Annotated in this window: 26 protein-coding genes and 1 riboswitch; of the genes, 7 read left to right on the plus strand and 19 right to left on the minus strand. The window is 37.9% G+C overall.

Features of this window, described 5'->3' with window-relative positions:
• Positions 1–6: 6 nt before the first annotated feature.
• From LGQ02_RS20555 to LGQ02_RS20570, 4 genes are all read left to right on the plus strand, one after another.
• Complete coding sequence (locus tag LGQ02_RS20555; RefSeq protein WP_226516139.1) at positions 7–747, plus strand: class II aldolase/adducin family protein; 741 nt, start codon at positions 7–9, stop codon at positions 745–747.
• A gap of 163 nt (positions 748–910) precedes the next feature.
• A complete protein-coding gene (locus LGQ02_RS20560) occupies positions 911–1,939 on the plus strand; it encodes an ABC transporter substrate-binding protein (RefSeq protein WP_226516140.1) in 1,029 nt (342 codons plus the stop codon).
• Positions 1,940–2,094: 155 nt separating this feature from the next.
• Positions 2,095–2,946 carry an ABC transporter permease gene (locus LGQ02_RS20565; protein ID WP_226516141.1) on the plus strand — a complete coding sequence of 284 codons (852 nt, stop codon included), beginning with the start codon at positions 2,095–2,097 and terminating at the stop codon, positions 2,944–2,946.
• Between the two features lie 32 nt (positions 2,947–2,978).
• On the plus strand, positions 2,979–4,148 hold the full coding sequence (locus LGQ02_RS20570) for a quaternary amine ABC transporter ATP-binding protein (protein ID WP_226516142.1): 1,170 nt from the start codon (positions 2,979–2,981) through the stop codon (positions 4,146–4,148).
• A 35-nt stretch (positions 4,149–4,183) separates the two neighbouring features.
• Here the strand turns inward: LGQ02_RS20570 and LGQ02_RS20575 are convergent, their stop codons facing one another.
• Genes LGQ02_RS20575 through LGQ02_RS20635 form a run of 13 tightly spaced genes read right to left on the minus strand, consistent with a single transcriptional unit; the run spans position 4,184 to position 12,190 of the window.
• Complete coding sequence (locus tag LGQ02_RS20575) at positions 4,184–5,110, minus strand: type II secretion system F family protein (RefSeq protein ID WP_226516143.1); 927 nt, start codon at positions 5,108–5,110, stop codon at positions 4,184–4,186.
• Between the two features lie 3 nt (positions 5,111–5,113).
• Positions 5,114–6,082 (minus strand): type II secretion system F family protein, encoded by a 969-nt coding sequence (locus tag LGQ02_RS20580; protein ID WP_226516144.1) that lies wholly within the window; start codon positions 6,080–6,082, stop codon positions 5,114–5,116.
• A gap of 5 nt (positions 6,083–6,087) precedes the next feature.
• Positions 6,088–7,545, minus strand: a complete 1,458-nt coding sequence (locus LGQ02_RS20585; protein WP_226516145.1) for a TadA family conjugal transfer-associated ATPase — start codon at positions 7,543–7,545, stop codon at positions 6,088–6,090.
• Positions 7,546–7,560: 15 nt separating this feature from the next.
• The gene (locus LGQ02_RS20590; protein WP_226516146.1) at positions 7,561–8,379 is read right to left on the minus strand and encodes a CpaE/TadZ family protein; all 819 of its coding nucleotides are present in this window, start codon (positions 8,377–8,379) and stop codon (positions 7,561–7,563) included.
• Between the two features lie 28 nt (positions 8,380–8,407).
• Positions 8,408–9,124, minus strand: coding sequence for a Flp pilus assembly protein CpaB (cpaB, locus tag LGQ02_RS20595; RefSeq protein ID WP_226516147.1), 717 nt, complete (start codon positions 9,122–9,124; stop codon positions 8,408–8,410).
• Between the two features lie 9 nt (positions 9,125–9,133).
• On the minus strand, positions 9,134–10,054 hold the full coding sequence (locus LGQ02_RS20600) for a pilus assembly protein TadG-related protein (protein ID WP_226516148.1): 921 nt from the start codon (positions 10,052–10,054) through the stop codon (positions 9,134–9,136).
• Positions 10,055–10,064: 10 nt separating this feature from the next.
• Complete coding sequence (locus tag LGQ02_RS20605) at positions 10,065–10,448, minus strand: TadE/TadG family type IV pilus assembly protein (protein ID WP_226516149.1); 384 nt, start codon at positions 10,446–10,448, stop codon at positions 10,065–10,067.
• On the minus strand, positions 10,448–10,963 hold the full coding sequence (locus LGQ02_RS20610; protein ID WP_226516150.1) for an A24 family peptidase: 516 nt from the start codon (positions 10,961–10,963) through the stop codon (positions 10,448–10,450). Before LGQ02_RS20610 ends, LGQ02_RS20605 begins: the two co-directional genes overlap by 1 nt.
• 32 nt (positions 10,964–10,995) lie before the next feature.
• Positions 10,996–11,178: a Flp family type IVb pilin gene (locus LGQ02_RS20615; RefSeq protein WP_226516151.1), complete on the minus strand. Its 183-nt coding sequence runs from the start codon at positions 11,176–11,178 to the stop codon at positions 10,996–10,998.
• A 32-nt stretch (positions 11,179–11,210) separates the two neighbouring features.
• Complete coding sequence (locus LGQ02_RS20620; RefSeq protein ID WP_226516151.1) at positions 11,211–11,393, minus strand: Flp family type IVb pilin; 183 nt, start codon at positions 11,391–11,393, stop codon at positions 11,211–11,213.
• A gap of 32 nt (positions 11,394–11,425) precedes the next feature.
• Positions 11,426–11,608: a Flp family type IVb pilin gene (locus tag LGQ02_RS20625; RefSeq protein WP_226516151.1), complete on the minus strand. Its 183-nt coding sequence runs from the start codon at positions 11,606–11,608 to the stop codon at positions 11,426–11,428.
• Positions 11,609–11,640: 32 nt separating this feature from the next.
• Complete coding sequence (locus LGQ02_RS20630) at positions 11,641–11,823, minus strand: Flp family type IVb pilin (protein ID WP_226516151.1); 183 nt, start codon at positions 11,821–11,823, stop codon at positions 11,641–11,643.
• A gap of 22 nt (positions 11,824–11,845) precedes the next feature.
• Positions 11,846–12,190 (minus strand): DUF192 domain-containing protein, encoded by a 345-nt coding sequence (locus LGQ02_RS20635; RefSeq protein WP_226516152.1) that lies wholly within the window; start codon positions 12,188–12,190, stop codon positions 11,846–11,848.
• A 158-nt stretch (positions 12,191–12,348) separates the two neighbouring features.
• Positions 12,349–12,435: riboswitch (cyclic di-GMP riboswitch) on the minus strand.
• A gap of 442 nt (positions 12,436–12,877) precedes the next feature.
• On the opposite strand from LGQ02_RS20635, the gene LGQ02_RS20640 reads away from it, so the two are divergent.
• Entirely contained in the window at positions 12,878–13,603 is a 726-nt protein-coding gene (locus LGQ02_RS20640) for a DUF421 domain-containing protein (protein ID WP_226516153.1), read from the plus strand.
• Positions 13,604–14,395: 792 nt separating this feature from the next.
• The gene (locus tag LGQ02_RS20645; RefSeq protein WP_226516154.1) at positions 14,396–15,604 is read left to right on the plus strand and encodes a class I SAM-dependent rRNA methyltransferase; all 1,209 of its coding nucleotides are present in this window, start codon (positions 14,396–14,398) and stop codon (positions 15,602–15,604) included.
• A 47-nt stretch (positions 15,605–15,651) separates the two neighbouring features.
• Here the strand turns inward: LGQ02_RS20645 and aceA are convergent, their stop codons facing one another.
• From aceA to LGQ02_RS20665, 4 genes are all read right to left on the minus strand, one after another.
• Positions 15,652–16,938 (minus strand): isocitrate lyase, encoded by a 1,287-nt coding sequence (gene aceA, locus LGQ02_RS20650; protein ID WP_226516155.1) that lies wholly within the window; start codon positions 16,936–16,938, stop codon positions 15,652–15,654.
• Positions 16,939–17,008: 70 nt separating this feature from the next.
• Positions 17,009–17,305, minus strand: a complete 297-nt coding sequence (locus LGQ02_RS20655) for a hypothetical protein (RefSeq protein ID WP_226516156.1) — start codon at positions 17,303–17,305, stop codon at positions 17,009–17,011.
• A 19-nt stretch (positions 17,306–17,324) separates the two neighbouring features.
• Positions 17,325–19,514: a malate synthase G gene (locus LGQ02_RS20660; protein ID WP_226516157.1), complete on the minus strand. Its 2,190-nt coding sequence runs from the start codon at positions 19,512–19,514 to the stop codon at positions 17,325–17,327.
• Positions 19,515–19,711: 197 nt separating this feature from the next.
• Positions 19,712–20,146 carry an Rrf2 family transcriptional regulator gene (locus LGQ02_RS20665; RefSeq protein ID WP_226516158.1) on the minus strand — a complete coding sequence of 145 codons (435 nt, stop codon included), beginning with the start codon at positions 20,144–20,146 and terminating at the stop codon, positions 19,712–19,714.
• Between the two features lie 226 nt (positions 20,147–20,372).
• Between LGQ02_RS20665 and hmpA the strand changes: the two genes are divergently transcribed.
• Positions 20,373–21,605, plus strand: a complete 1,233-nt coding sequence (hmpA, locus tag LGQ02_RS20670) for an NO-inducible flavohemoprotein (RefSeq protein ID WP_226516159.1) — start codon at positions 20,373–20,375, stop codon at positions 21,603–21,605.
• Between the two features lie 375 nt (positions 21,606–21,980).
• On the opposite strand, the gene LGQ02_RS20675 is transcribed toward hmpA, so the two are convergent.
• Positions 21,981–22,703: an amino acid ABC transporter ATP-binding protein gene (locus LGQ02_RS20675; RefSeq protein ID WP_226516160.1), complete on the minus strand. Its 723-nt coding sequence runs from the start codon at positions 22,701–22,703 to the stop codon at positions 21,981–21,983.
• Positions 22,696–23,355, minus strand: a complete 660-nt coding sequence (locus LGQ02_RS20680) for an amino acid ABC transporter permease (protein WP_226516161.1) — start codon at positions 23,353–23,355, stop codon at positions 22,696–22,698. Before LGQ02_RS20680 ends, LGQ02_RS20675 begins: the two co-directional genes overlap by 8 nt.
• Between the last annotated feature and the right edge of the window lie 21 nt (positions 23,356–23,376).

A 23,376-nucleotide genomic window follows, 5' to 3' on the forward strand; every position in this document is an offset into this window, starting at 1 on the left:
TAAGCTGTGAAAGACTTAACTCATTCTATTGACAATAAACGAATTGAACTAAAACAACGTTTAGCTGCGTCATTCCGTCTTTTCTCTAAATGTGGCTTCGATGATGGCTCTGCTGGTCATATAACAGTAAGGGACCCAGAGTATCATGATTGTTTCTGGGTAAATCCATATGGCATCCACTTTAGCCAAATTAAAGCTTCTGATCTTTTGTTATTAAACGAAGACGGAGAAATACAGCACGGCGAAGGAGAAGTAAATGGCGCTGCATTTGCTATTCACTCTGAAATCCATAAAGCCAGGCCGGACGTCCATGCAGCTGCCCATTCGCACTCTTTATATGGAAAAGCCTTTTCTACATTAGGAAAGTTGTTAGACCCAATCACTCAAGATGCGTGTGCGTTTTATGAAGACCACTCACTATTTAACGACTATACAGGAGTCGTCTATGAAAAGTCAGAGGGCCAACGCATTGCTGAAGCTCTTGGTAAAAGTAAAGCTGTCATTCTTCGTAATCACGGGCTTTTAACAGTAGGAGGCACAATTGATGAAGCTGTGTGGTGGTTTATCTCAATGGAACGTTCATGCCAAGTGCAAATGCTAGCCGAAAGTGCTGGGTCTCCAATATCAATCGATCCAAAGTATGCAAAACATACACATACACAAGTCGGCACACCAGAGTCTGCAAAGGAAGACTTTAAACCTTTGTATGATCGTATTGTTAAAGAACAGCCCGATTTTATGAAATAGTATTAGAACAATCAGCAATATTTAAGTAATGATTTTCATTAAAAACAAGATACTTTCACTGAGTATAGCTAATGTAGTCAAAAAGTATTTGTTTTCATAAAAGCTTGTTAACTTGAGAAGCCAAGTTAACACTGGTCTAAAAAAATTAAGGAGGAGTATTAAAATGAACTTTTTAAAAAATAACATGATTAGTAAGTATTCTATTACATTTTTAGCTCTATTACTTCTTGTCTCTTTAGCAGCATGTAATGGCGCCAATGGTAATGGCGATGGAGACAAGCCAGAGATTGTCTTAGCAGAAGGTGACTGGGGAAGTTTTAGATTCCACAATGCAGTTGCGCAATTGATTATTGAAGAAGGGTATGGATACCCAACAGATGTACTAATGGGCTCTACACCGAATAACCTTGTAGGTATTCGTGGTGGCGATAGTGACGTTATGATGGAAGTTTGGGTGGAAAACATTCAAGAAGAGTATGACGATATGATTAATTCTGGTGATGTCATTGAGCTTGCGATAAACTTCGATGATAACGCACAAGGATTCTACGTTCCACGTTTTGTAATTGAAGGTGATCCTGAGCGCGACATCGAACCACTTGCACCAGGTTTAGAAAGAGTAGATCAGCTTCACGAGTATTGGGAAGTATTTGAAGACCCAGAAGACCCTAATAAAGGCCGTATCCACGGGGCTATTCCTGGATGGGAAGTTGACCAAACAATGCAAATAAAAATGGAAACATACGGTTTAAATGAGTACTATAACTATTTCTCACCTGGTTCTCAAACAGCATTAGATTCTTCAATTATTCGTGCTTATGACCGCGGAGAAGCTTGGGTTGGATACTACTGGGATCCTACTTGGGTAACAGGCATGTACGACCTTGTTTTACTTGAAGAGGATGAGTACGATGAAGAGCAATTCAATGAAGATTATTCTACAGCTTTCCCTTCCAATACAGTAACTGTCATTGTTAATGAAGGTATGGAAGAAAAAGCTCCAGAAATCGTTGAATTCTTAAGTAACTATGAAACTAGTTCTGACCTTACTTCTGAAGGTTTAAGTTATATGGAAGAAAATGATGCAGACCAACACGAAGCTGCTCGCTGGTTCCTTGAAGAACATCAAGACCTATGGATTGATTGGGTGCCAGAAGATGTTGCAGAACGTGTTTTAGATGCACTGAAATAACAGTAAAATTCTGTAATACTTCGTCTATGATTGGTTAAGGGATGGGTTGGTTATTGCAATAATCAACCCTCCTTTTCCTTATCAGATCACACCATGAAAATAAGGAAGCGAGGTGAATCTGGTTACCATAAACATATATAAGTAACCAGAGAAAAATGTTTGAATTTCCCGAAACGTTAAGATTAGATTTAGGGATTTATGTTGACCACTTTATCAACTGGATCACCGATACATTCGCCGGATTTTTTGACGGCTTAGGATCCGTCATTTTGTGGTTTATGCTTGGAATGGAAAATATACTCGTTTGGATTCCATGGTTTATTATTATCGCTTTTGTCATTTTTATATCATGGAGAATTCTAAATCCGATGACCGGAATTATCTTTGGTCTATTATTAATGCTTATTGGAAGCTTTGGTTATTGGGAATTGATGATGTCAACATTAGCGATCGTATTAACAGCTGTTGTCATTTCGTTAATCTTTGGTGTACCAGTAGGTATTTGGATGGCCTATAACGATACAGTTGAAAGATTCGTTAAGCCAATACTTGACTTAATGCAGACAATGCCAAGTTTTGTTTACTTAATTCCAGCGGTTATGTTATTTAGCTTAGGTCTTGTTCCTGGAGTTTTCGCGACCGTTATTTATGCAATTCCTCCTGTAATTAGGTTGACAAACCTAGCAATACGTAGAGTATCAAAAGACATGATCGAAGCTTCTCATTCTTTCGGTTCTTCTTCATGGCAAACTCTCAAGAAAGTCCAGCTCCCTCAAGCTTTACCGACAATTATGACCGGTATTAACCAGACAACAATGATGGCATTAGCAATGGTCGTTATTGCTTCAATGGTTGGAGCACGAGGACTTGGAATGGAAGTATTAATTGCAATTAACCAATTGGATATTGCGCAAGGGTTTGAAGCGGGTATTTCCATTGTAATTTTAGCAATTATTATTGATAGACTATCTCAAGGCATCGCTGAACGCTATAAATATGCCGAATAATAAGGGAACTTAATAGAAAGTGGGCGTAAACGATGGCAGTAAAAGTAAAGGTTGAACATTTATCGAAAGTTTTTGGTAGTAAGCCTAAAGCTGCTTTAAAGTTAGCCAACAAAGGCCTTACCAGAAATGAAATTCTTGAAAAAACAGGAAACACATTAGGAATATATGACGTATCTTTCGATGTTAACGAAGGTGAAATCTTTGTTATTATGGGACTTTCCGGAAGTGGAAAATCAACACTCATCCGCTGTTTAAATTTATTAAACAAACCTACCGATGGAAAAATCATTGTAGATGACGAAGATATTGTTCAGTTTAATAAAACTAAATTAATGGAATTTAGACAAAAGAAAATTGCAATGGTCTTCCAACATTTCGGGTTATTTACTCACCGAACAGTTTTAGATAATGTTGCTTACGGTTTAGAGGTTAAAGGCATTTCAAAAGAGGAACGTTATGAAAAGGCCAATGAAGTGATACAAACAGTTGGTCTTGCAGGTTGGGAGAATAAACTTCCAAGCGAGTTAAGTGGTGGTATGCAACAGCGTGTAGGTCTTGCAAGAGCACTAACAAACGACCCGGATATTTTATTAATGGATGAACCGTTCAGTGCATTGGACCCACTCATTCGCCGCGATATGCAGATGGAATTGTTAGACATTCAATCACGACTACAAAAAACGATCATCTTTATCACACATGATATTAACGAGGCATTTAAGATCGGTGACCGTGTAGCTGTTATGAAAGATGGTCTCGTTGAACAGATTGGAACACCTGAGGAAATTTTAGACTCTCCACAAAGCGAATATATTCGTGATTTCGTTCAAGATATTGACCGATCAAAAGTATTACAAGCATCAAATATTATGTTTAAGCCTGTAACAGTTTTACAAAAAGAAGGCTTAAAAAATGCAGTTAATGAAATGCGCTCGAATGGGATATCAAGTATCTTTGTTCTCGATTCCAACCGGAAGTTGCAAGGACTGATTACTATTGACGATACGATTCAAGCAATTAAAGATAATAAGAAGATAAGTGATATCTTACGTGATGAATACCATACGATTGACCCTGATGACTATATACAAGATCTTATACCAAAAGCAACAGAGTCCAAATATCCACTCGCTGTTGTTGATGAAAGCGGAAAATTCCAAGGAATTGTTTCCAGAGTTTCTGTTCTCTCCGCATTAGTATAAAAAAGCTGCCAATTGGCAGCTTTTTTGTATGAAGTTTAAAACGTCTCAAAAATTTGAATGATTGCAGGTCCTAACAGAACAATAAATATACAAGGGAAGATAAAAAGCACTAATGGAAAAAGCATTTTAATCGGTGCTTTCATAGCGGCTTCTTCCGCTCGCTGCTTTCTTCTTTCACGAATTTCATTTGATTGTACTCTTAATATTTGTACCATCCCTACACCTAATTGCTCAGCTTGAATGATACTCCCTATCAAAAGTTTCACATCATCAACTTCAAGTCTTTCGCGCACACCAGAAAGAGCTTCTTTTCTTGTTTTCCCTAACCGCATTTCTTCAAGACAGCGTTGAAATTCAGATGAAAGAACGCCTTCTTTTTTCGCAACGACTTTACTTAACGCGGAATCAAATCCTAAACCAGCCTCAATGCTTACCGTCACTAAATCAATGAAATCTGGTAACTCACGAATGGCCTTTTTATTTCGTTCTTCTGTTTTTGACTTTAAATAAAATACGGGAAAATATAAACCCGCAACAAAACTTAGCAAGACGACAAGAACCATCCGTCCACCTGACAGACCTAGTAAAATACTAAGACCTGTCGCTGTTAAAGGGAAAATTAAAAGAAATAGCACTTGGACGAGACGAAACTCAAACGGTGTCATGCCAAATGGCTTTCCAGCTTTCAAAAGCTTTTGCTCAATTTTTTCTTGCTTCTTCTGCTCGACATTTCTTTGGAAACTTCGTTTAAATTGCTTCCAAAATGGTTCAATCATCCGTTTGAAAAATGATTGCTTAGTTTCATCATCACGGCCAATGGTGTTATTGGTACCTTGTATAAGCTCTCCTTCTCCAGTGAGAAGCGAAATCCTCTTGGAAATAGCTTTCTGGCGTTCCTTCCGCCAGCTCCACAAACCGACAAGGAGTAAAACAACCGTTATTACATATAACAATATCAACATTATTTACACCTCAATCGTTGTAACTTTGCGAATAAAGATCAGTCCTAGAATCGAAGAAACAGTCGCAATAACTAATAGCATTAAACCGATAGGATGTGTGAAAAGAACTAACATGTATTCAGGATTTACAACAAATAAAATTGCGCCAAGTATAACTGGCAATAGACCGACAACTAAACCAGACATCTTTCCTTGGGCTGTCAACGTACGAATTTGCCCTTGGATTTTAATTCGATCACGAATGGTTTCCACTATTTTTTCTAATACAATCGCTAAATTTCCACCAACTTGACGCTGAATGACAATTGCTTGAATCATTAAATCTAAATCTTCACTAGGCATTCGTTCTTTCAAACGCCCTAGAGCCTCTTCAAGCGGTGTGCCATATTGCATCTCTTTTATAACAACGGCAATTTCTTCTTTCATAGGTGATGGTGACTCTTCCATAACCGTCTTTAATGCTTGCGGGAAACTAAATCCAGCTCGTAATGCACTAACAATTGTTGATATCATTTCTGGTAAATGATCATTAAATTTTCTCATTCGATCTTTCTTGCGCATATTTAAAACGAGCTCTGGGATCGCATAACCGACCGCCGCTCCAATTGGCAAAATGATAAAATGATCAACAATTAAATAAAGAATCCCTCCACCAAGTGCAATCGAAATCCATTGAAACATAACAAACTCCTCAGGCGTAAGTGGTAATCCGGCCTGGTGAAGTCTCATTTCTATTTGCGTACTTTTGTCCTTTTTCTTTAACCTTTTACGAATTCGCTCTTTCGTTAAGCTAAATTCTAAGCTAAGCTGAAAGGTTTTCTTCTCTTTAATATTTTCCTCAGGTGCTCCGCCTTGTAAATATTGTTCAACCCTACGTTTAACTTGTGTATCTTTGTAAAATAGTTTTTGTAAGAGTGCTAAAAAAAATAGAGAGGTTGTAAAGAGAACCATGATCCATATTAACCAATCCATTCCCTTCACTCCTCTCTTTCTAAGAATACATTTGGTGGGATATGAATCCCGGACGTTTCAAGCTGTTCATAAAACTTTGGACGAACGCCCGTTGGAACGAGTTTACCTTTTACTTTTCCAAACTCGTCAATACCTTTTTGTTCAAATGTAAAAATATCTTGTAAAACGATGACATCGCCTTCTAATCCTTGGACCTCTGTAACCTTTACAATTTTTCGCGAGCCATCTTTTAAACGTGTCTGTTGAATAATGACATCAATCGCTCCAGCAATTTGCTCACGAATTGCCTTTACTGGGAGGTCAACCCCAGCTAGAAGAACCATCGTTTCAAGCCTTGAGAGCATATCTCGTGGGCTGTTTGAGTGGCCTGTTGCAAGTGATCCGTCATGTCCTGTATTCATCGCTTGCAGCATATCTAAAGCTTCAGCTCCACGTACCTCGCCAATAACAATACGATCAGGGCGCATACGAAGTGAGTTCCGAACAAGGTCACGGATCGTAATTGCTCCGCTCCCTTCAATATTTGGCGGGCGTGATTCCAATGTCACAACATGGTCTTGCCCAAGTTGAATTTCTGCGGCATCTTCAATTGTTACAATCCGTTCATCGTTAGGTATAAAACTGGATAACACATTTAATGTCGTTGTCTTCCCTGAACCTGTCCCGCCACTAACAAACATGTTCAGCCTTGCCTTAACACACGCATCAAGAAACGTTGCCATCTCTTCTGATAATGTACCGAAGGAAACTAAATCGTTAATTGTAAACGGATCTTTTGCAAATTTTCGAATCGTAATCGTTGGACCATTTAGCGCAAGTGGTGGAATAATGGCATTTACACGAGAGCCGTCTGGTAGTCGTGCATCTACCATTGGACTGCTCTCATCAATTCTTCTTCCAATTGGCGCAACGATTCGTTCAATCACATGAAGAACATGCTCATTATCACGGAATTTAATATCCGTCAGGACGAGCTTTCCTTTTCGCTCGCAATACACCTGATTTGGTCCATTTACCATTACTTCTGATACATCATCGTCCATTAATAATGGATTAATTGGACCAAACCCCGTTAAATCATTGATAAGTTCCTCTACTACTTTTTTACGATCGACATGTTTTTTTAGGCTATCATTCTCTTTAATAAGTTCTACAGCTATCTCATCAATCTTTGGAACAATCTCTTCTACATCATTAACCTTTTTCATTTCTTGTAAGATTTGTTTATGAATTAAACTTTTTAATTCATCGTGCTTCTTATTTTTTGTTGGCTGTGTTTGGATTGCTTTCGGTAATTCTACATTTGGTTTCGGATCTTTTTTTTCTTCCGTTTCCTTTATATCTTTTGCTATTGGCTGTTTTTCAACGTTGTCATTTTCCTTTTCCTTTATAGGAGAGGACTTAGCCGGAGTCTCTGTAGATTTTGGATTTTGTTTATTTTGTAAACGATTTAACAAACTCATCTTGCTCGCCCTCCCTTATTTTTTCTTTGGAAAGACTTTTCCGAATAAAGATTTTTTTTGGATTGGTCTATCTGTTTCACGATTTGATATTATATTCTCTGCCATTTTAAAAATACTCTTCGAAAGATCCGATTTACTTCGGCTAGATACAACTGGTATGCCTAAGTTTAATGATTGGGCAGCAATTTGAAAGTTGTTAGGCATATATTCTACTCGTATTACATTCATCATATTTGGTACTTCTTCTGGCTTTAATAAACTCTCCATATTGTACCGGTTCATCACAAGTCTCACTTTTTCTTTCATCTCAAGTTGTTCAAGGGTTCCGATCATCAGTTTCGTGTTTTTTAACGCAGTCATTTCTAAACTTGTTACAACTAATAATTCATCAGATATATCCATCAAATCGACGGTCTCACTTTTTAATCCATGACCTGCATCAATAACGATAAAATCAAACGCTTGTCTTAGTACGTTAACGATACTGATGAGGTGATCACTAGTAATGAGCTCTGCAAACTCTGGACTCTCAGGTGCTGGAAGCACTTGTACTCCTGATGAATGATCCGTTAAATAACTAGTGACACTTCCTTCATCAAGGCTTCCTGATTCATCAATTAAGTCTTTTATCGTAAATGATGGCTTTAAGTCCATTGCCAAACTGACGTCACCAAACTGTAAATCACCATCAATCAAACATATATTTAAATTTTTCTTTTTTAGAGCTAATGCAAGGTTTACCGAAAGGAGGGTTTGTCCGATGCCTCCTTTAGCACTGCAAACGGTGATCACTTTCCCTTGATTCACTCTAATGGAGCTTTCTTTTTCAGCCATGTAGAGTGACCTCCTTTACCGTAAATGTTCACTCTTCTTCATTTTCTGTAGTTTCTGCAATATCATCCGTAAGATCTTCTACATTTTCAGTCCGCAGCCTGGACCGCAGAGTCATATGAATGCTTCCAGTTTCAAATGCATGTACTGCAGTTATCGTATCTTCAGGTGCTAGTTCTAATGTAATCGAACTATATTCCACATAAGGCTCTCCTTCAGACACTTCAACCATTTTTCTCCCTACAGCTAAAACACGTACATTGGAAAGAATGATTTCAGTTTCAATTTCAGCGTCTTCTCCTGTTGGAGCTGTGTATATTACATCGACATAGTCTTCAGGCTCAATTAAATTTGAGACAGATTTAACAAAATCGACACCTAGAGCAACTGCTCGGAAGCCCTCTTGGACTTTACGAGAAACGAACTCCGTTTCATCCCTTTCTGACCTTAACCGATGAGAAAGTATGATTTCTCCTTGATCAATAAAGGTCGTTGCAAACTTGCCTTCCACTTCACCAATTTGTCTATAAGCTGCTGGGTGCACTTGATCTTCCGGCACTTCACGTATTTCAATCATTTCTCTCGTAATGGTTTGGTTTAATTCAATCGTTTCAGTTGCAGCGACAACTTCTACTTTTTGAACCTCTACCTCTTCAGTTTTTGTACCCTCTTGCAAGTTTAAGAAAAAAAGAAGAGTGGTTATCACTCCCATGACAGCTGCCAAAAGGAATATTGTTCTTGATCTCATGTTTTTCACCTACTCTGTTAATCTAACAACAAATGCTCCACGTTCTTTAGCAAGTTCGCTTTCGAAGCCTGTTCCTGTTCGTTCAATAAACACGCCACGAACGACCGTATCATTACGTGACATCGGTTCTGAAATATAGAAATAAGCAAAGCCCGTTACCTTTACTTGCTTGAGCTGATTTTGGTCATGGTTATAAGGCTTATAAACCGGCACTAATAAAATACGTCTGCAGTCTCGTTGATTCATATCACTGCATGAGTTAACAAGCTCATTTACAGCCTCTCTCGTCGGGCCAGCAATATTTCCTGTTTGTGTATTTAAAACATCACCGACAGATATTGCCTCTTGATAGCCATATAATAAGTTATCCTTATACGTCCGTGCACCTGGTCCCTCAAGCGCGAGAACCCCAAAATTACCAGTGTCAACTTCTGTTTCGTCAACTCTTAATTTATACTCAACGCCATATTCTAATTCAACCGATTCTTCTATTCCTAAAGGTGCAGCACCGACTGCATTTCCCATTACTCCTACTCTCGCTATAGCTGATGCCTGTACGTTTACCTCTTCCACACCAAATAATGATGCAAACGTTAATGGAACTGGTTTTTCAAGTCGAATGGAAAGACGGTCTCCCATGGCTACATGAAGATCATAAAAAGAGTCTGTTTCACCATGTGAACGAAGAATGTCATCAACGACAGACTTCGCCTTTTTATCATTAGGAGCCATTAATTCTTGAGCACCAGAAAGGACTGCAGCATTGGCAGTCTTTTGTAAGTGAGTTTGTTGCATATAAAGCATCCCCCCATCAATGACAAGACCTGTTATACCGACAAGGCCGGTAAATACCATTGATGCGAGGACCAGTGCATGACCATCTTCTTTTTTATATAAGAATTTTTTTAAAAATCCCATTAATAATTGCATGTTATATCCCTCATTCAACCCGAATTGTCGATTCAGCCTTTAAGTGAATGGGCTCTGAAAACAAAATGTTCACAAAAGGGGTAAACGGTTCAACTGGATATTGCAAAGTTACCGTCACATAATCTCCTGACCTACGAAGTTCTTGTGACGGTGAAACGCTCACTGTTAATTGAGAGCTGTTGCCTGCATGATAATTGTTTTTAGCAAATTGAATAATATCTGCATCTGCTCTACCGAATCCCCCTAATCTGACGGTCTCTTGTGCTGTAAAGTGCAAAGTGCTATACGAATAAAGCATACGGCCAATATCGAATATTCCGACAATCAGAATAAGCAAAATCGGGACAATTAGAGCCATTTCAACAAGTGATTGCCCTTTTTCGTTACGAAGCATTATAGCATCACCCCATCAGACAAAAATGCTACAAACGCACCAGCAACAATTGCCACACCATAAGGATATGTCTTCTTCATCGCTTCTTGATCAATAAAGGAAAATTTCATTCCATATTTCATGCCACACAACGAGTAAAAAGCTGACTTCAATCTTCCTAATAACCCTTTTCTAAATAGAAGTACGCCAAGCGCAATCAAGCCACCAAAAACAGCCATATATATTGCTGTAGTAAAAACAAATGCCGCTCCTTTTACTGCACCGATCACTGCTAATAGCTTGACATCTCCAGCTCCCATGCCGCCCATCAAATATGGAATGAGTAGGATCAAGAGTCCAACCAAAAATCCAAGTAGACTGCTTAACAATCCTTCCCATCCAAAGAATAAAGCATTTAGGAGGAAAGCCGCAACAAGTGCTGGATAAAGGACTTTATTATAAATTTTTCTGCTTTTAATATCGGTAATAATACAAATGATAAGAACAACCACTAATAAACTGTTTAATAAAGTCATTCACACTCTCCTCCATTTTCTATCTTTTATGATTAAACTCCGCTTGTGTCTCCGCCAATTCTTTCTGTTACATCTTTGAAAATATCCATGATTGTGTTTCCGAAAATCCCTAAGATTGCTACGACTCCTACTGCAATAACTCCTAATACTAACGCGTACTCGGCCATTCCTTGTCCTTCTTCTTCTAAAAATAATCCTTTAATAAACTTTTTCATGTTTTACACGCTCCGCTCTTTTTATTTTTTTATTAAACTCCGCTTGTGTCTCCGCCGATTCTTTCTGTTACGTCTTTGAAGATATCCATGATTGTGTTTCCGAAAATTCCTAAGATCGCTACGACTCCTACTGCAATAACTCCTAATACTAACGCGTATTCCGCCATTCCTTGGCCTTCTTCTTCTAAAAATAATCCTTTAATGAACTTTTTCATGTTTTACACGCTCCGCTCTTTTTATTTTTTGATTAAACTCCGCTTGTGTCTCCGCCGATTCTTTCTGTTACGTCTTTGAAGATATCCATGATTGTGTTTCCGAAAATTCCTAAGATCGCTACGACTCCTACTGCAATAACTCCTAATACTAACGCGTATTCCGCCATTCCTTGCCCTTCTTCTTCTAAAAATAATCCTTTAATGAACTTTTTCATGTTTTACACGCTCCGCTCTTTTTATTTTTTGATTAAACTCCGCTTGTGTCTCCACCGATTCTTTCTGTTACGTCTTTGAAGATATCCATGATTGTGTTTCCGAAAATTCCTAAGATCGCTACGACTCCTACTGCAATAACTCCTAATACTAACGCGTACTCGGCCATTCCTTGTCCTTCTTCTTCTAAAAATAATCCTTTAATAAACTTTTTCATGTTCACACGCTCCTCATATTTTTTATTCATTTATAGATAACACGTCTCCAACTTTCGTTTGCGAGTGAGATACAGTACCAACAGGAAGTTCTACCACTGACCTTGCATATTTATAATGCTTTCCTGCTTTATTAGGCTGTAAGTTCTCATTTATAGCGACAACTTTATTTCCTTCACCTAAATAAATGACATCAATGGCGTAGTTCATAAAAAACGTATGAACGGATCGACAGGGTTTTAAATGGATTGCTTTTCCTGAGCCAAGCTCTTTTGTAAACATTAATCCTTTCAAGCGTTTCAAAAAACTGTAGGCTTGTTTTACATCACTTGCGAGCACATTTTCATTGCTCAGGTTTACAACCTTCACTTTCTTCACCTCCAAAATGAAAATACCCCACCTTTACCGAAAGGTGGGGTATCTGTCATGCAGTTGTACATTCATATAGAATAGGATAGAAATAGATCAAAAACGAACTATTCCCATCATCTTACTCCATATTAAATATACAAAACTGCCCCAAATCTTTCGGTAGCTGGCTGGCATTGCGCTTTCGCACAGAAGCCCCTAAAGCTTTGCGTCACTAGTTTTCACTAGTTTTGCCTTTATCGAGATCGAGAATGGTTATTCACGTATCAGATCTCTTAAACTCATCATAATGGACTAGACAAAAAATAAATATCCATCTGAAGGTCTATCTTTCGACATTTTCATTGTATCTCGATAAACCCCAATCTCCTTTTTGTAGTATAAACGGACTACCAAAACCCAAATTAATGTAAAATAAATGAGTAAAAGTTTAATCCTTCATAAATTTTCCCATAACCGTATGCTATCAAGCCTATTTCATTTAGCTTATTTATGAAGTAATTTTCTGAATATTATTTCTCCAGTGCTAGATAGTTTTCGACAATACTGTTATATGGACTTTTCCACTCCTTATTGCATTAAATAATAGTTCTGATAAATTATTTTAGAAATTGAATCCATTCATTCATAATTGTTGCTAATTGTAGAAAGCTAGAAAAAAGTGGAACATAAAGGGGAATGGAAAACATGCTTCAAACATTATCGGACTCTGCCGTTGTTTTAGGACGAGTCGTCACGATCTTTCCATTATTATTGGCTTTTGCACTTTTTATGGGGAAAAGAGCCATTGGTGAAATACCCGTATTCGATTTTCTCGTTATTATTACAATTGCAAATGTTGTTGGTGCAGACATTGCCGACCCAGAAATTCAACACATCCCTACAGCATTTGCGATTGTAACAACTGCCTTGCTTCAACGACTCGTTGCAAAATTAAAATTATCCAACCGGAAAATAGGTAGATTACTTACATTTGAACCAACCATTATTGTCTATAATGGAAAGATTTTAAGAGAAAACCTAAGAAAGAATCGTTATTCGATTGATAATTTATTACAAATGCTTCGAGAAAAGAATGTATTTGATGTTAATGATGTACATCTAGCGGTCCTAGAAGCAAGTGGTGGTTTAAGTGTATTAAAAAAAGGGGATAAAGAAACCGTCACGAGAGAAGACTTGCAAATCAAGAATAAAAAAATGGATATTGCTTACCCGGTCATTGTGGAAGGAAACATTTATTCGTCCGTACTTAAAGATTTGTCACTTACTGAATCGTGGTTGTTTGAACAGTTGCATGCCCGTGGAATACGAGACCTACAAAAAATCTTTTATGCATCCATTAATTATGAACATGACCTACACATTTCGTTAAAAGACGAAAATCCAAACCAAGCCCCAATTATATATCATTAATTCACCCAAATAATTCCAGTTGCCAGGCACATGGAATTATTTGGGTGTTCATTAGAGCGCTAAATTTGTGATGAAATATATCATTTCTGACTATCACTAAAAGACTTTTATTAATTCGTCTTTTATATGCAACTTCATCTTCTTTTAACTCTTCACCAAAAATTTTCACTGATCCTCTATAATTTTGGATTAGCTCAGCATAATCTTTACTGTCATACTTTCCCCTGCTCGATTCAGCCCAATATAACCAAAAATTTCCCTTCCTCTACTTCAAGGTCTATATCATTTAAGATCATTTTACTTCCAAAACGTTTTGTTAACCCTTTTATCGAAATAATAGGATTTTTATGATGTTCGATTATAACCACCCCCTTTTCCCATCCATATTTTAACATAATTGAATTAATTTCATAACTCAAAATATTATGCGAAATTCCGTATGATGAGTGTGAACTTCACTTCAGAGGGACGCTTTCCCGAGGGCTTGTCTTCAGCTAACTTAGGCTCAACAATCTTCGCCTAAGTGGATCTTCAGCTCCTTGCTCTTGCGGTTACTCGTCGCTGATCCTCCGAGAGTCGCCGTCTTTTGTTACGTTCACTTCCAAATAAAACGTACATTTAATGAAATATTTATAATATCATTCGTTTCACTGCGCAAAAAATGAAATGATGGAAATTGATTCAATTAAGTGAAGTGGAACGTATTAACTGCTCAAAAATCTAGTCTCGTTTGTTTTATCAGCCATTTCGTGAAAGAATATGGATAAGCTTTAAGAAAAGGATGAATGGAATATGAATGAAATTCGAATAAAAATTAAACAACGACATGCAAATAAATATAAGTCAGGTTACCCGTTACTTTTCAAGGAAGCAATAACAAACCTTGATTCGCTGAAAAGTGAAGGCTCCTTACTTTACTTTGAGGATGAAAAAGGTTCGTTTCTCGGCCGCGGTTATTACGGAAGACAAAATAAGGGGTACGGCTGGGTACTTACACAAAAGCCAAATGAGAAGATTGACCAAATGTTTTTTGAAAAAAAACTAGCTAAAGCTCTCGCAAAACGCGCTTCCTTTTATGAAGATCCTAACACGACTGCTTTTCGCTTGTTCAACGGAGAAGGAGATGGAATTGGTGGACTGACAATTGATTACTTCGATGGTTATCTCCTTTTCAACTGGTATAGTGAAGGAATGTATACATTTAAAGATACGATCATCGAAGCTATACATTCAGTAAGTGATTTTAAAGGAATTTATGAAAAAAAGCGCTTCAAAACAGGTGGAAAATATATTGACGACGATGACTTTGTTACGGGGGAGCGAGGTGAATTCCCGCTCGTCGTGAAAGAAAACGGTGTAAACTTTGCCGTCTATTTAAATGAAGGTGCGATGGTTGGCGTATTTCTCGACCAAAGAGAAGTAAGGCAATCGATTCGTGATAAATACGCGAACGGAAAACGTGTTTTGAACACTTTCTCCTATACAGGAGCTTTTTCAGTTTTCGCAGCGATCGGTGGTGCTGAAAAAACAACGAGTGTCGATCTTGCTAATCGAAGCTATGAAAAAACGATCGAACAGTTTAGTATGAACAGCCTTGATTATGAAGCACATGACATCATCGTCCAAGACGTTTTTGACTATTATAACTATGCGGTAAAAAAGGGGCTTTCTTTCGACTTAGTCATTCTTGACCCGCCGAGCTTTGCCCGCTCAAAGAAACGAACATTCAGTGCCGAAAAAGATTATAAGCACCTTTTAAAACAAACGATTGATATTACAGAAAAAGGTGGCGTTATTGTTGCATCAACCAACGCTGCCAAAGTACCAATGAAAAAATTCAAAGCATTTATTGATGAAGCTTTTAATGAAAAAGGTCAGAAATATAGTATTCTAGAGGAACATTCTCTCCCAAGCGACTTTCAAGTTGTCCCTCAATTCCCCGAGGGCAGTTACTTAAAAGTGTTGTTTATTCGTACCGGGGACTTGTCGAAAAATCGATAATTTTAAAAAGGCTAAGGTGGCGAACCTTAGCCTTTTTAAGTTTGCACTTATTTTACACCCTCAAACTGCTCTTCTTCTGTTGAATTTTTTAAAGCTAATGTTGAAGATGCTCCTCCTGTAATGGCTTGAGATACTTCATCAAAGTATCCTGTTCCAACTTCTCTCTGGTGTCTTGTCGCTGTGTACCCCGCTTCTTCTGATGCGAATTCAGCTTGTTGGAGCTCTGAATATGCTGCCATTCCCCGCTCTTTATAATCGTATGCAAGTTCAAACATACTATGATTCAATGCATGGAAACCTGCTAATGTGACAAACTGCAATTTATACCCCATTTCCCCTAACTCTTTTTGGAACTGCTCAATCGTCGTATCATCAAGCTTCTTCTTCCAATTAAAAGAAGGTGAACAGTTATAAGCTAATAGTTTTCCAGGGTACTTTTCATGGATCGCATTAGCAAACCTGCGTGCTTCATCTAAATCCGGTTCACTCGTCTCACACCAAATGAGATCCGCATAAGGTGCATAAGCAAGCCCTCGAGCAATTGCTTGATCAAGCCCTGCCTTTGTACGATAAAAACCTTCAGCTGTTCTCTCACCAGTTAAAAATTCATGATCATAAGGATCAACATCACTTGTAATTAAGTTTGCTGCATTTGCATCTGTTCGAGCGATAATTACGGTGGACACTTCCATTACATCGGCAGCTAATCGTGCTGCTATTAAATTTTTGACTGCTGTTTGAGTAGGTAATAGCACTTTCCCTCCTAAGTGGCCACATTTCTTTTCTGATGACAATTGATCCTCTAAATGAACACCGGCTGCACCAGCTTCAATCATAGCTTTTGTTAATTCAAACACATTTAACTGTCCACCAAACCCTGCTTCCATGTCAGCAACAATTGGCGCAAACCAATACGTATCTCCTTCACCTTCCGCTTGTTGAATTTGGTCTGCTCGTTGAAATGTTTGATTAATTCTTCTTACAACTTGGGGTACACTGTTTGCCGGATATAAACTTTGGTCAGGATACATCTGGCCAGCTAAGTTCGCATCCGCTGCTACTTGCCAACCACTTAAATAAATGGCCTTTAATCCCGCTTTCACTTGTTGCATGGCTTGATTGCCGGTTAATGCTCCTAAAGCTGCGACATAGTCATCATCTTGCATTAAATTCCAAAGCCTTTCTGCCCCCATTTTTGCTAACGTTTGTTCAATAACAATTGATCCTCTTAATTTAACAACTTCATCTGCTTGATATGGTCTTTTCACACCATCCCACCTGTCATTCTCCCAAGATTGTTCAACTTCTCTCGCTTGCTCTTTTCTTGTTAACATAAAACACCCTCCTTGTTAAAATACAATTCATATATTTTTTATTTGTTGTATAACAGAATCGCCAAAAAAATTAATCAAGAAATGCACAGCATTCTAGTACAGCTTTCTCATCGTCATGGTCCAAACCACACGATCTACAAACATAACCTAACTCTTTTTCTTCTGGCAGACGAAAAACAACGACATTATTTGCTTCCTTCTTATTTGTTTGAAATCCTCCATATCCATCAGTACTCAATTGGAAAATTTGATTACCAAATACGAACATCGTCTCATTGAAATCTTCAACAGATTTCCCGAAATGAAGTTGTTGTTCCACCCAGCGATCAATCATTTTTTCAGCACTTCTCATTTGCTTTAATTCCATCGATTTCATCCTTTCATTTTTATTGATAAACTTGCTTCCCTAATGATTCCTTATATTCTTTCCTTTTTCGATGAAGAATCGGTTCAGTGTAACCATTCGGTTGGTTTTCGCCCTCAAGAACTAACTGTAAAGCGGCATGAAAAGCAACAGATTTATCGTAGTCATCTGACATTGGCGTATAGGCAGGATCTTCCGCATTTTGCTCATCAACAACACACGCCATCTTTTTCATTGTTTCAATGACTTCATCCACTGTACAAATACCGTGATAAAGCCAATTTGACATATGTTGACTCGATATTCGAAGTGTGGCCCTATCTTCCATAAGTCCGACGTGATGAATATCAGGTACCTTCGAACAACCAACACCGTGTTCAACCCAACGAACAACATAACCTAGAATACTTTGTGCATTATTTTCTAGCTCTTCTTGAATCTCTATCTTTGACCAGTTAACTTTATGTTGTATAGGGACGCGCAATAGATTTCCTGTTAAGTTTGTAAATCCTTTCCTCAAGTTTTCTTGAATCGAATCTACTTTTATTTTGTGATAATGCAGTGCGTGCAGTGTTGCTGCAGTCGGCGACGGCACCCAAGACGTATTCCCTCCTGCAATTAAATGTTCCTCTTTCTGTTCAACCATCGCTTGCATTTCATCTGGCATTGGCCACATGCCTTTTCCAATTTGTCCTTGTTTATCTAAACGAACTGATAATCCGACTTGTACGTTAGATTTCTCATATGCATGAAGCCATGTCGCTTTTTTCATATCCTTTTTACGAATCATCGGACCTGCGTAAAACGAGCTATGAATTTCATCTCCCGTGCGATCTAAAAAACCTGTATTAATAAAGAAAATCCTGTCTTGCACTTCACGAATACATTGTTTTAAGTTAAGGGATGTTCGTCGTTCTTCATCCATCACCCCGATTTTCAATGTGTGTCGCTGTACCTGTAATAAATCCTCAACTTTATTAAATAACTTGTTAGCAAACGCGACCTCTTCTGAGCCGTGCATTTTCGGCTTAACGATGTAGACAGAACCTTGTCTTGAGTTTTTGTAAAGACTGTTTCCTGTCAAATCGTGCATTGCAATGACACCAGTGACAATAGTATCGATGATTCCTTCTGGTACAGGAGATCCATTTTCATCTAAAACCATTTCTGTCTTCATTAAATGCCCAACATTTCTTACAAGCATTAAGGAGCGCCCCGGTAAAGTAAGAAGATCCCCTTCCTTTGAAATAAATTCTTTATTATCGTTTAACGTTCTTGTGATTTTTTCCTTGCCTTTATGCAATGAAGCAGACAACGTCCCTTTCATAAGCCCTAGCAAATTTCGATACACATGCACTTTATCTTCCGTATCTACCGCCGCAACAGAGTCTTCAAAGTCCATAATAGTCGTTAATGCTGCTTCAACAACAACGTCCTTTACCCCAGCACCATCAGCTGCTCCTACTGGATTGTGGCGATCAATTTGAATCTCAATGTGTAAGCCGTGGTTACTAAACAAAATGTTGGTTGGCTCTACCATTATTCCTCGATAACCTTTGAATTGTTGTCGGTCGCGTAAAACATCTTTTCTACCATTTCGTAACATCACTTTTAAGTCTTCGCCTTCAATGACATATTTCAATACGTGCTTATGACTAGAAGATTTTAAAGGCACAAATTCATCTAAATATTCTTTCGCCTTTGTTACAACCTTTTCTCCACGAATCGGATTATATTTATCAGAAGTGCGAATTGCACCATCATCTTCATCTATGACATCTGTTCCATAAAGAGCATCATATAAGCTCCCCCACCTAGCATTTGCTGCATTGAGTGCATATCTTGCATTGTTTACTGGAACAACCAGTTGTGGCCCAGCTTGCACCTTCAACTCGTCATCGATGCCATCTGTTTGAATCTCAAAGTCATCTACTTTCTCCTCTAAATAACCAATTTCCTCAAGATAACGTTGGTATTCTACTAACTCTTCTGTTCCTTCTCTTTCTTTGTTCCACTTGTTTAACTTAGACTGTAACAGTTCCCTCTTTTCAAGTAGCCGTTCATTTTCAGGAGCAAAATCAAATATGAGCTGCTGTACTCCTTCCCAAAAAGCATTTGGGCTAACATTCGTGCCCGGGAGAACTTCTTTTTCAATAAAATCACAAAATACGTGATCGACTTTTAGCCTCCCAATTTTTACAAATCCCATCATACAAACTCCTTTCGAAAAACCTTTGTTTTATAACAGTGTTTCTTTATCTCGTTTTATTATATAACAACAAATGGATAATGCAACCACTTTAATAAAAAATTCTGAAAAATTATTTTTGTACCAGGGACTTGTCGAAAAATCTTCCATTAGAAAAGAGGTTGACTTATCAGTGCCTAGCACTCATGAATCAACCTCTTTTACTTATTAAGAATCTGTTTTAGTTCGTCTTTATTGATGAGTAAGTCTTTCAATGTATAAGAATCAAGTACGCTTAAATAAGCGTTTAGTGCTTCATTTAAGACTCCTTTTAAGTTACAAGCAGGACTAATTCTACAAGTATTTTTCTCAGGGTCAAAACACTCGACAAGGTTGATCGGACGCTCAGTATGCCGAACAACTTCACCTAAATTAATTTCAGCAGGAGCTACAGCCAACCTAATACCACCATTACGCCCTCTGACAGTTTCTATAAGACCTAGTTTCCCGAGCTCATAAACAACTTTGCTTAAGTGATTGTTAGATATGTTATAGAAGTTTGCAATTTCTTTAATATTTGATCGCTGGTCCTCAGGCTGAATCCCTAAATATATAAGAACCCGCAACGTATAATCTGTATAAATCGTTAACTGCATGATCATCACCTTCCTTCATTTTTAAAAAACGAAAGTGAAATATTTCTTACACTATAACATAAAAATATACGAACTTGCCTCACTGCGCCCTCAATAATAAATGTGAACATTTTGTAAACATGTATTTAAAATATTGCTTTTCTCACGAGAGCACCCCTATAATTAAACATATATTTTAAATACATCTTTTACATAGTGTAAATAGTTTTAAAGGAGAGGGATATAAATGACAACGAGTACGGCACAGTTAGATCAACAAACGATCGATATTGTAAAATCAACGGTCCCAGTTTTAGCAGAACACGGTGAGGCAATTACGAAACGTTTTTATGAAATGATGTTTGCAAATCATCCTGAACTACTAAATATTTTTAACCATGCGAATCAAAAACAAGGAAAACAGCCGAAAGCATTGGCAAATACGGTTTATGCCGCAGCACAATATATCGATAATTTAGAAGCGATTTTACCTGTTGTAAAACAAATCGCTCATAAACACCGAAGCTTAGAAATCAAGGCAGAGCATTACCCAATTGTTGGCGAGCATTTACTTCTTGCAATTAAGGATGTACTAGGGGAAGCTGCAACGGATGATATTATTGAAGCTTGGGGAAAAGCATACGGCGTCATCGCTGATGTCTTCATTCAAGTCGAACGCGAAATGTATGAAGAAACAGCTGCAAAAAAAGGTGGCTGGAATGACTTTAGAGAGTTTGTCGTCGTGGAAAAAGTTCCAGAAAGTGATGTCATTACATCTTTCTATTTAAAAGCAAAAGATGGAGAGCCCATTTCTGACTTCACACCAGGACAATACATCAGTGTAAGAGCTCATATAGAGGGGGAACAATATACACACATCCGCCAATATAGCTTGTCTGACTCTCCTAGCAAAAACTACTACCGTATTAGTGTAAAACGTGAAGAGAATGAGCAGGTTCCTGATGGCGTTGTATCAAATTATCTACATGATCACGTAAAAGAAGGAGATGTTCTCGAAGTAACCGCTCCTGCAGGGGATTTCGTGTTAAATATGGATCAATCTGAACCTGTCACCTTAATTAGCGGAGGTGTGGGCTTAACTCCAATGATCAGTATGCTGAACACCATCGTCGAAAAACAGCCCGAACGTAAAGTTACATTTATACATGCTGCGATTAACAGCAAGACGCACGCAATGCATGATCATGTTAAAGAAATATCTAGCAAAAATGACCATGTCGACTATTACGTTTGTTACGAAAAACCAACAGAAGAAGACCACTCTGAAAAACGATTTAATAAAGAAGGATATGTAGATGTCGACTGGCTGCAATCCATTGTTGGTGAAAATAAAGGTGACTTTTACTTCTGCGGACCTGTGCCATTTATGAAAGTAGTCAACAGCGCATTAAAAGAAATGGACGTTCCTGAAGCAAAAATCCATTTTGAATTTTTTGGACCTGCAGATGAGTTAAACTAAACATTTAAAAACGAGGTGAGAACATTCCCACCTCGTTTTTTTACACATTAAGAAGTTGTAAAAATTTAGCAATTATGTATCTCGACCTCATCAAACAGCATATCAATTGGTATGCTGTTTGATGTGATCTATCAATATTTTTCAATAAATTGGAAGCTAAATAGCAGAACTAAAATTAATAGGGTCAATGGTTATTGTCACTGTGCGAATTGGAGTGCAATTTATTATATTAAATTGACCCAAAATTCAAAGGGAACACTGTTATATCAATAAAAAACAGAGTGCTAAAACCCTTGCGATTTAGCACTCTGTTTTGCTTGTTATTTCGTATTTTCTCCACTATAACGGAACTACTTAGGCATAGCCGAGTTTTCTTTATAATATTTTTTCTAAAAAGTCTTTTGCACGATCTGTCTTCGGTTCACTGAAAAACTGTTGGGGGGTTGCTTCTTCAACAAGTCGCCCTTCATCTAAAAAGAGGAGTCTGTCAGCAACTTCACGGGCAAATCCCATTTCATGTGTCACAATAATCATCGTCATCCCCGAGTGAGCTAATGACTTCATAACATCCAATACTTCTTTAACCATCTCAGGGTCTAAAGCAGATGTTGGTTCGTCGAAGAGCATTGCTTTTGGTTCCATCGCTAATGCACGAGCAATCGCTACACGCTGCTTTTGCCCCCCTGAAAGGCGGCTTGGATATTCACAAGCCTTATTTTCAAGGCCTACCTTCTGTAACAACTGAAGTGCCTTTTCCTCTGCTTCTTTTTTCGATTTTCCTCTTACCTTCATCGGTGCATATGTTAAGTTATCAAGCACACTCATATGAGGAAACAAATAAAAATGTTGAAAAACCATTCCGATCTCTTCTCGAATTTTCATCATGTCTGTTTTCGGATTCGTTAGTTCTTTATCCGAAATCCAAATATGACCTTTCGTTGGCTCTTCTAATAAGTTTAAACAACGAAGAAACGTAGATTTACCTGAGCCAGAAGGACCAACAATCGTCACGACTTCCCCATCATGAACCGTCGTAGACAGATCCTTTAAGACTTCTGTATTTCCAAATGATTTACATAGATTTTCTACCTTAATCACTTTGCTTCAATCTCCTCTCCAGCACTTTCCCTAGAAGAGTTAATCCCATCACCATTAAGTAATAAATAATCCCTGCAATAATTAATGGTTCAAAGAAGGCATATGTTTGACCACCAACGATATATGATCTACGCATAATATCCATAACACCAATGACTGTCACGATCGCAGATTCTTTTGTTAATGTAATAAACTCATTCATTAATGCTGGTAAAATGTTTTTCATCGCTTGCGGAAGAATAATATCTTTCATCATCTGGCTGTAAGGAACACCAAGTGCAACCGCAGCTTCTTTTTGCCCTTTATCAATCGCTTCAATTCCGGCACGAATAATTTCTGAAACATAGGCTCCGGAGTTCAGTCCAAATGCGATGACAGCTGCAGCAAAAGCTGGTATATCAATCCCTAGTACTTGGGGCATTCCGTAATAAATAATCATTAATTGTAAAACAAGTGGTGTCCCGCGAAAAACAGAAGTATATGCATCTGCTAACCATCGTAACGTTTTTATTTTTCCTATCTTCAATAAACTAAGAAATATACCGATAATAAACCCTAATACCGCTGAAACGGCAACAATTTGTAACGTTACCCATATCCCCTGTAAAATATAGGGGATTGAGGGCACGATTTGTGAGAAATTCAAACCCATGCCCACAATTCATCCTCTCTT

Source organism: Bacillus shivajii, from assembly GCF_020519665.1.
In the GTDB taxonomy this organism is placed as follows: domain Bacteria; phylum Bacillota; class Bacilli; order Bacillales; family Salisediminibacteriaceae; genus Bacillus_CA; species Bacillus_CA shivajii.

Excerpts from the sequence above, each read along its gene's own strand:
- LGQ02_RS20560 (WP_226516140.1), top strand. The coding sequence starts at position 911 with ATGAACTTTTTAAAAAATAACATGATTAGTAAGTATTCTATTACATTT.
- LGQ02_RS20565 (WP_226516141.1), top strand. The coding sequence starts at position 2,095 with ATGTTTGAATTTCCCGAAACGTTAAGATTAGATTTAGGGATTTATGTT.
- LGQ02_RS20570 (WP_226516142.1), top strand. The coding sequence starts at position 2,979 with ATGGCAGTAAAAGTAAAGGTTGAACATTTATCGAAAGTTTTTGGTAGT.
- LGQ02_RS20575 (WP_226516143.1), bottom strand. The coding sequence starts at position 5,110 with ATGTTGATATTGTTATATGTAATAACGGTTGTTTTACTCCTTGTCGGT.
- LGQ02_RS20580 (WP_226516144.1), bottom strand. The coding sequence starts at position 6,082 with ATGGATTGGTTAATATGGATCATGGTTCTCTTTACAACCTCTCTATTT.
- LGQ02_RS20585 (WP_226516145.1), bottom strand. The coding sequence starts at position 7,545 with ATGAGTTTGTTAAATCGTTTACAAAATAAACAAAATCCAAAATCTACA.
- LGQ02_RS20590 (WP_226516146.1), bottom strand. The coding sequence starts at position 8,379 with ATGGCTGAAAAAGAAAGCTCCATTAGAGTGAATCAAGGGAAAGTGATC.
- cpaB (WP_226516147.1), bottom strand. The coding sequence starts at position 9,124 with ATGAGATCAAGAACAATATTCCTTTTGGCAGCTGTCATGGGAGTGATA.
- LGQ02_RS20600 (WP_226516148.1), bottom strand. The coding sequence starts at position 10,054 with ATGCAATTATTAATGGGATTTTTAAAAAAATTCTTATATAAAAAAGAA.
- LGQ02_RS20605 (WP_226516149.1), bottom strand. The coding sequence starts at position 10,448 with ATGCTTCGTAACGAAAAAGGGCAATCACTTGTTGAAATGGCTCTAATT.
- LGQ02_RS20610 (WP_226516150.1), bottom strand. The coding sequence starts at position 10,963 with ATGACTTTATTAAACAGTTTATTAGTGGTTGTTCTTATCATTTGTATT.
- LGQ02_RS20615 (WP_226516151.1), bottom strand. The coding sequence starts at position 11,178 with ATGAAAAAGTTTATTAAAGGATTATTTTTAGAAGAAGAAGGACAAGGA.
- LGQ02_RS20620 (WP_226516151.1), bottom strand. The coding sequence starts at position 11,393 with ATGAAAAAGTTCATTAAAGGATTATTTTTAGAAGAAGAAGGCCAAGGA.
- LGQ02_RS20625 (WP_226516151.1), bottom strand. The coding sequence starts at position 11,608 with ATGAAAAAGTTCATTAAAGGATTATTTTTAGAAGAAGAAGGGCAAGGA.
- LGQ02_RS20630 (WP_226516151.1), bottom strand. The coding sequence starts at position 11,823 with ATGAAAAAGTTTATTAAAGGATTATTTTTAGAAGAAGAAGGACAAGGA.
- LGQ02_RS20640 (WP_226516153.1), top strand. The coding sequence starts at position 12,878 with ATGCTTCAAACATTATCGGACTCTGCCGTTGTTTTAGGACGAGTCGTC.
- LGQ02_RS20645 (WP_226516154.1), top strand. The coding sequence starts at position 14,396 with ATGAATGAAATTCGAATAAAAATTAAACAACGACATGCAAATAAATAT.
- aceA (WP_226516155.1), bottom strand. The coding sequence starts at position 16,938 with ATGTTAACAAGAAAAGAGCAAGCGAGAGAAGTTGAACAATCTTGGGAG.
- LGQ02_RS20655 (WP_226516156.1), bottom strand. The coding sequence starts at position 17,305 with ATGGAATTAAAGCAAATGAGAAGTGCTGAAAAAATGATTGATCGCTGG.
- LGQ02_RS20660 (WP_226516157.1), bottom strand. The coding sequence starts at position 19,514 with ATGATGGGATTTGTAAAAATTGGGAGGCTAAAAGTCGATCACGTATTT.
- LGQ02_RS20665 (WP_226516158.1), bottom strand. The coding sequence starts at position 20,146 with ATGCAGTTAACGATTTATACAGATTATACGTTGCGGGTTCTTATATAT.
- hmpA (WP_226516159.1), top strand. The coding sequence starts at position 20,373 with ATGACAACGAGTACGGCACAGTTAGATCAACAAACGATCGATATTGTA.
- LGQ02_RS20680 (WP_226516161.1), bottom strand. The coding sequence starts at position 23,355 with ATGGGTTTGAATTTCTCACAAATCGTGCCCTCAATCCCCTATATTTTA.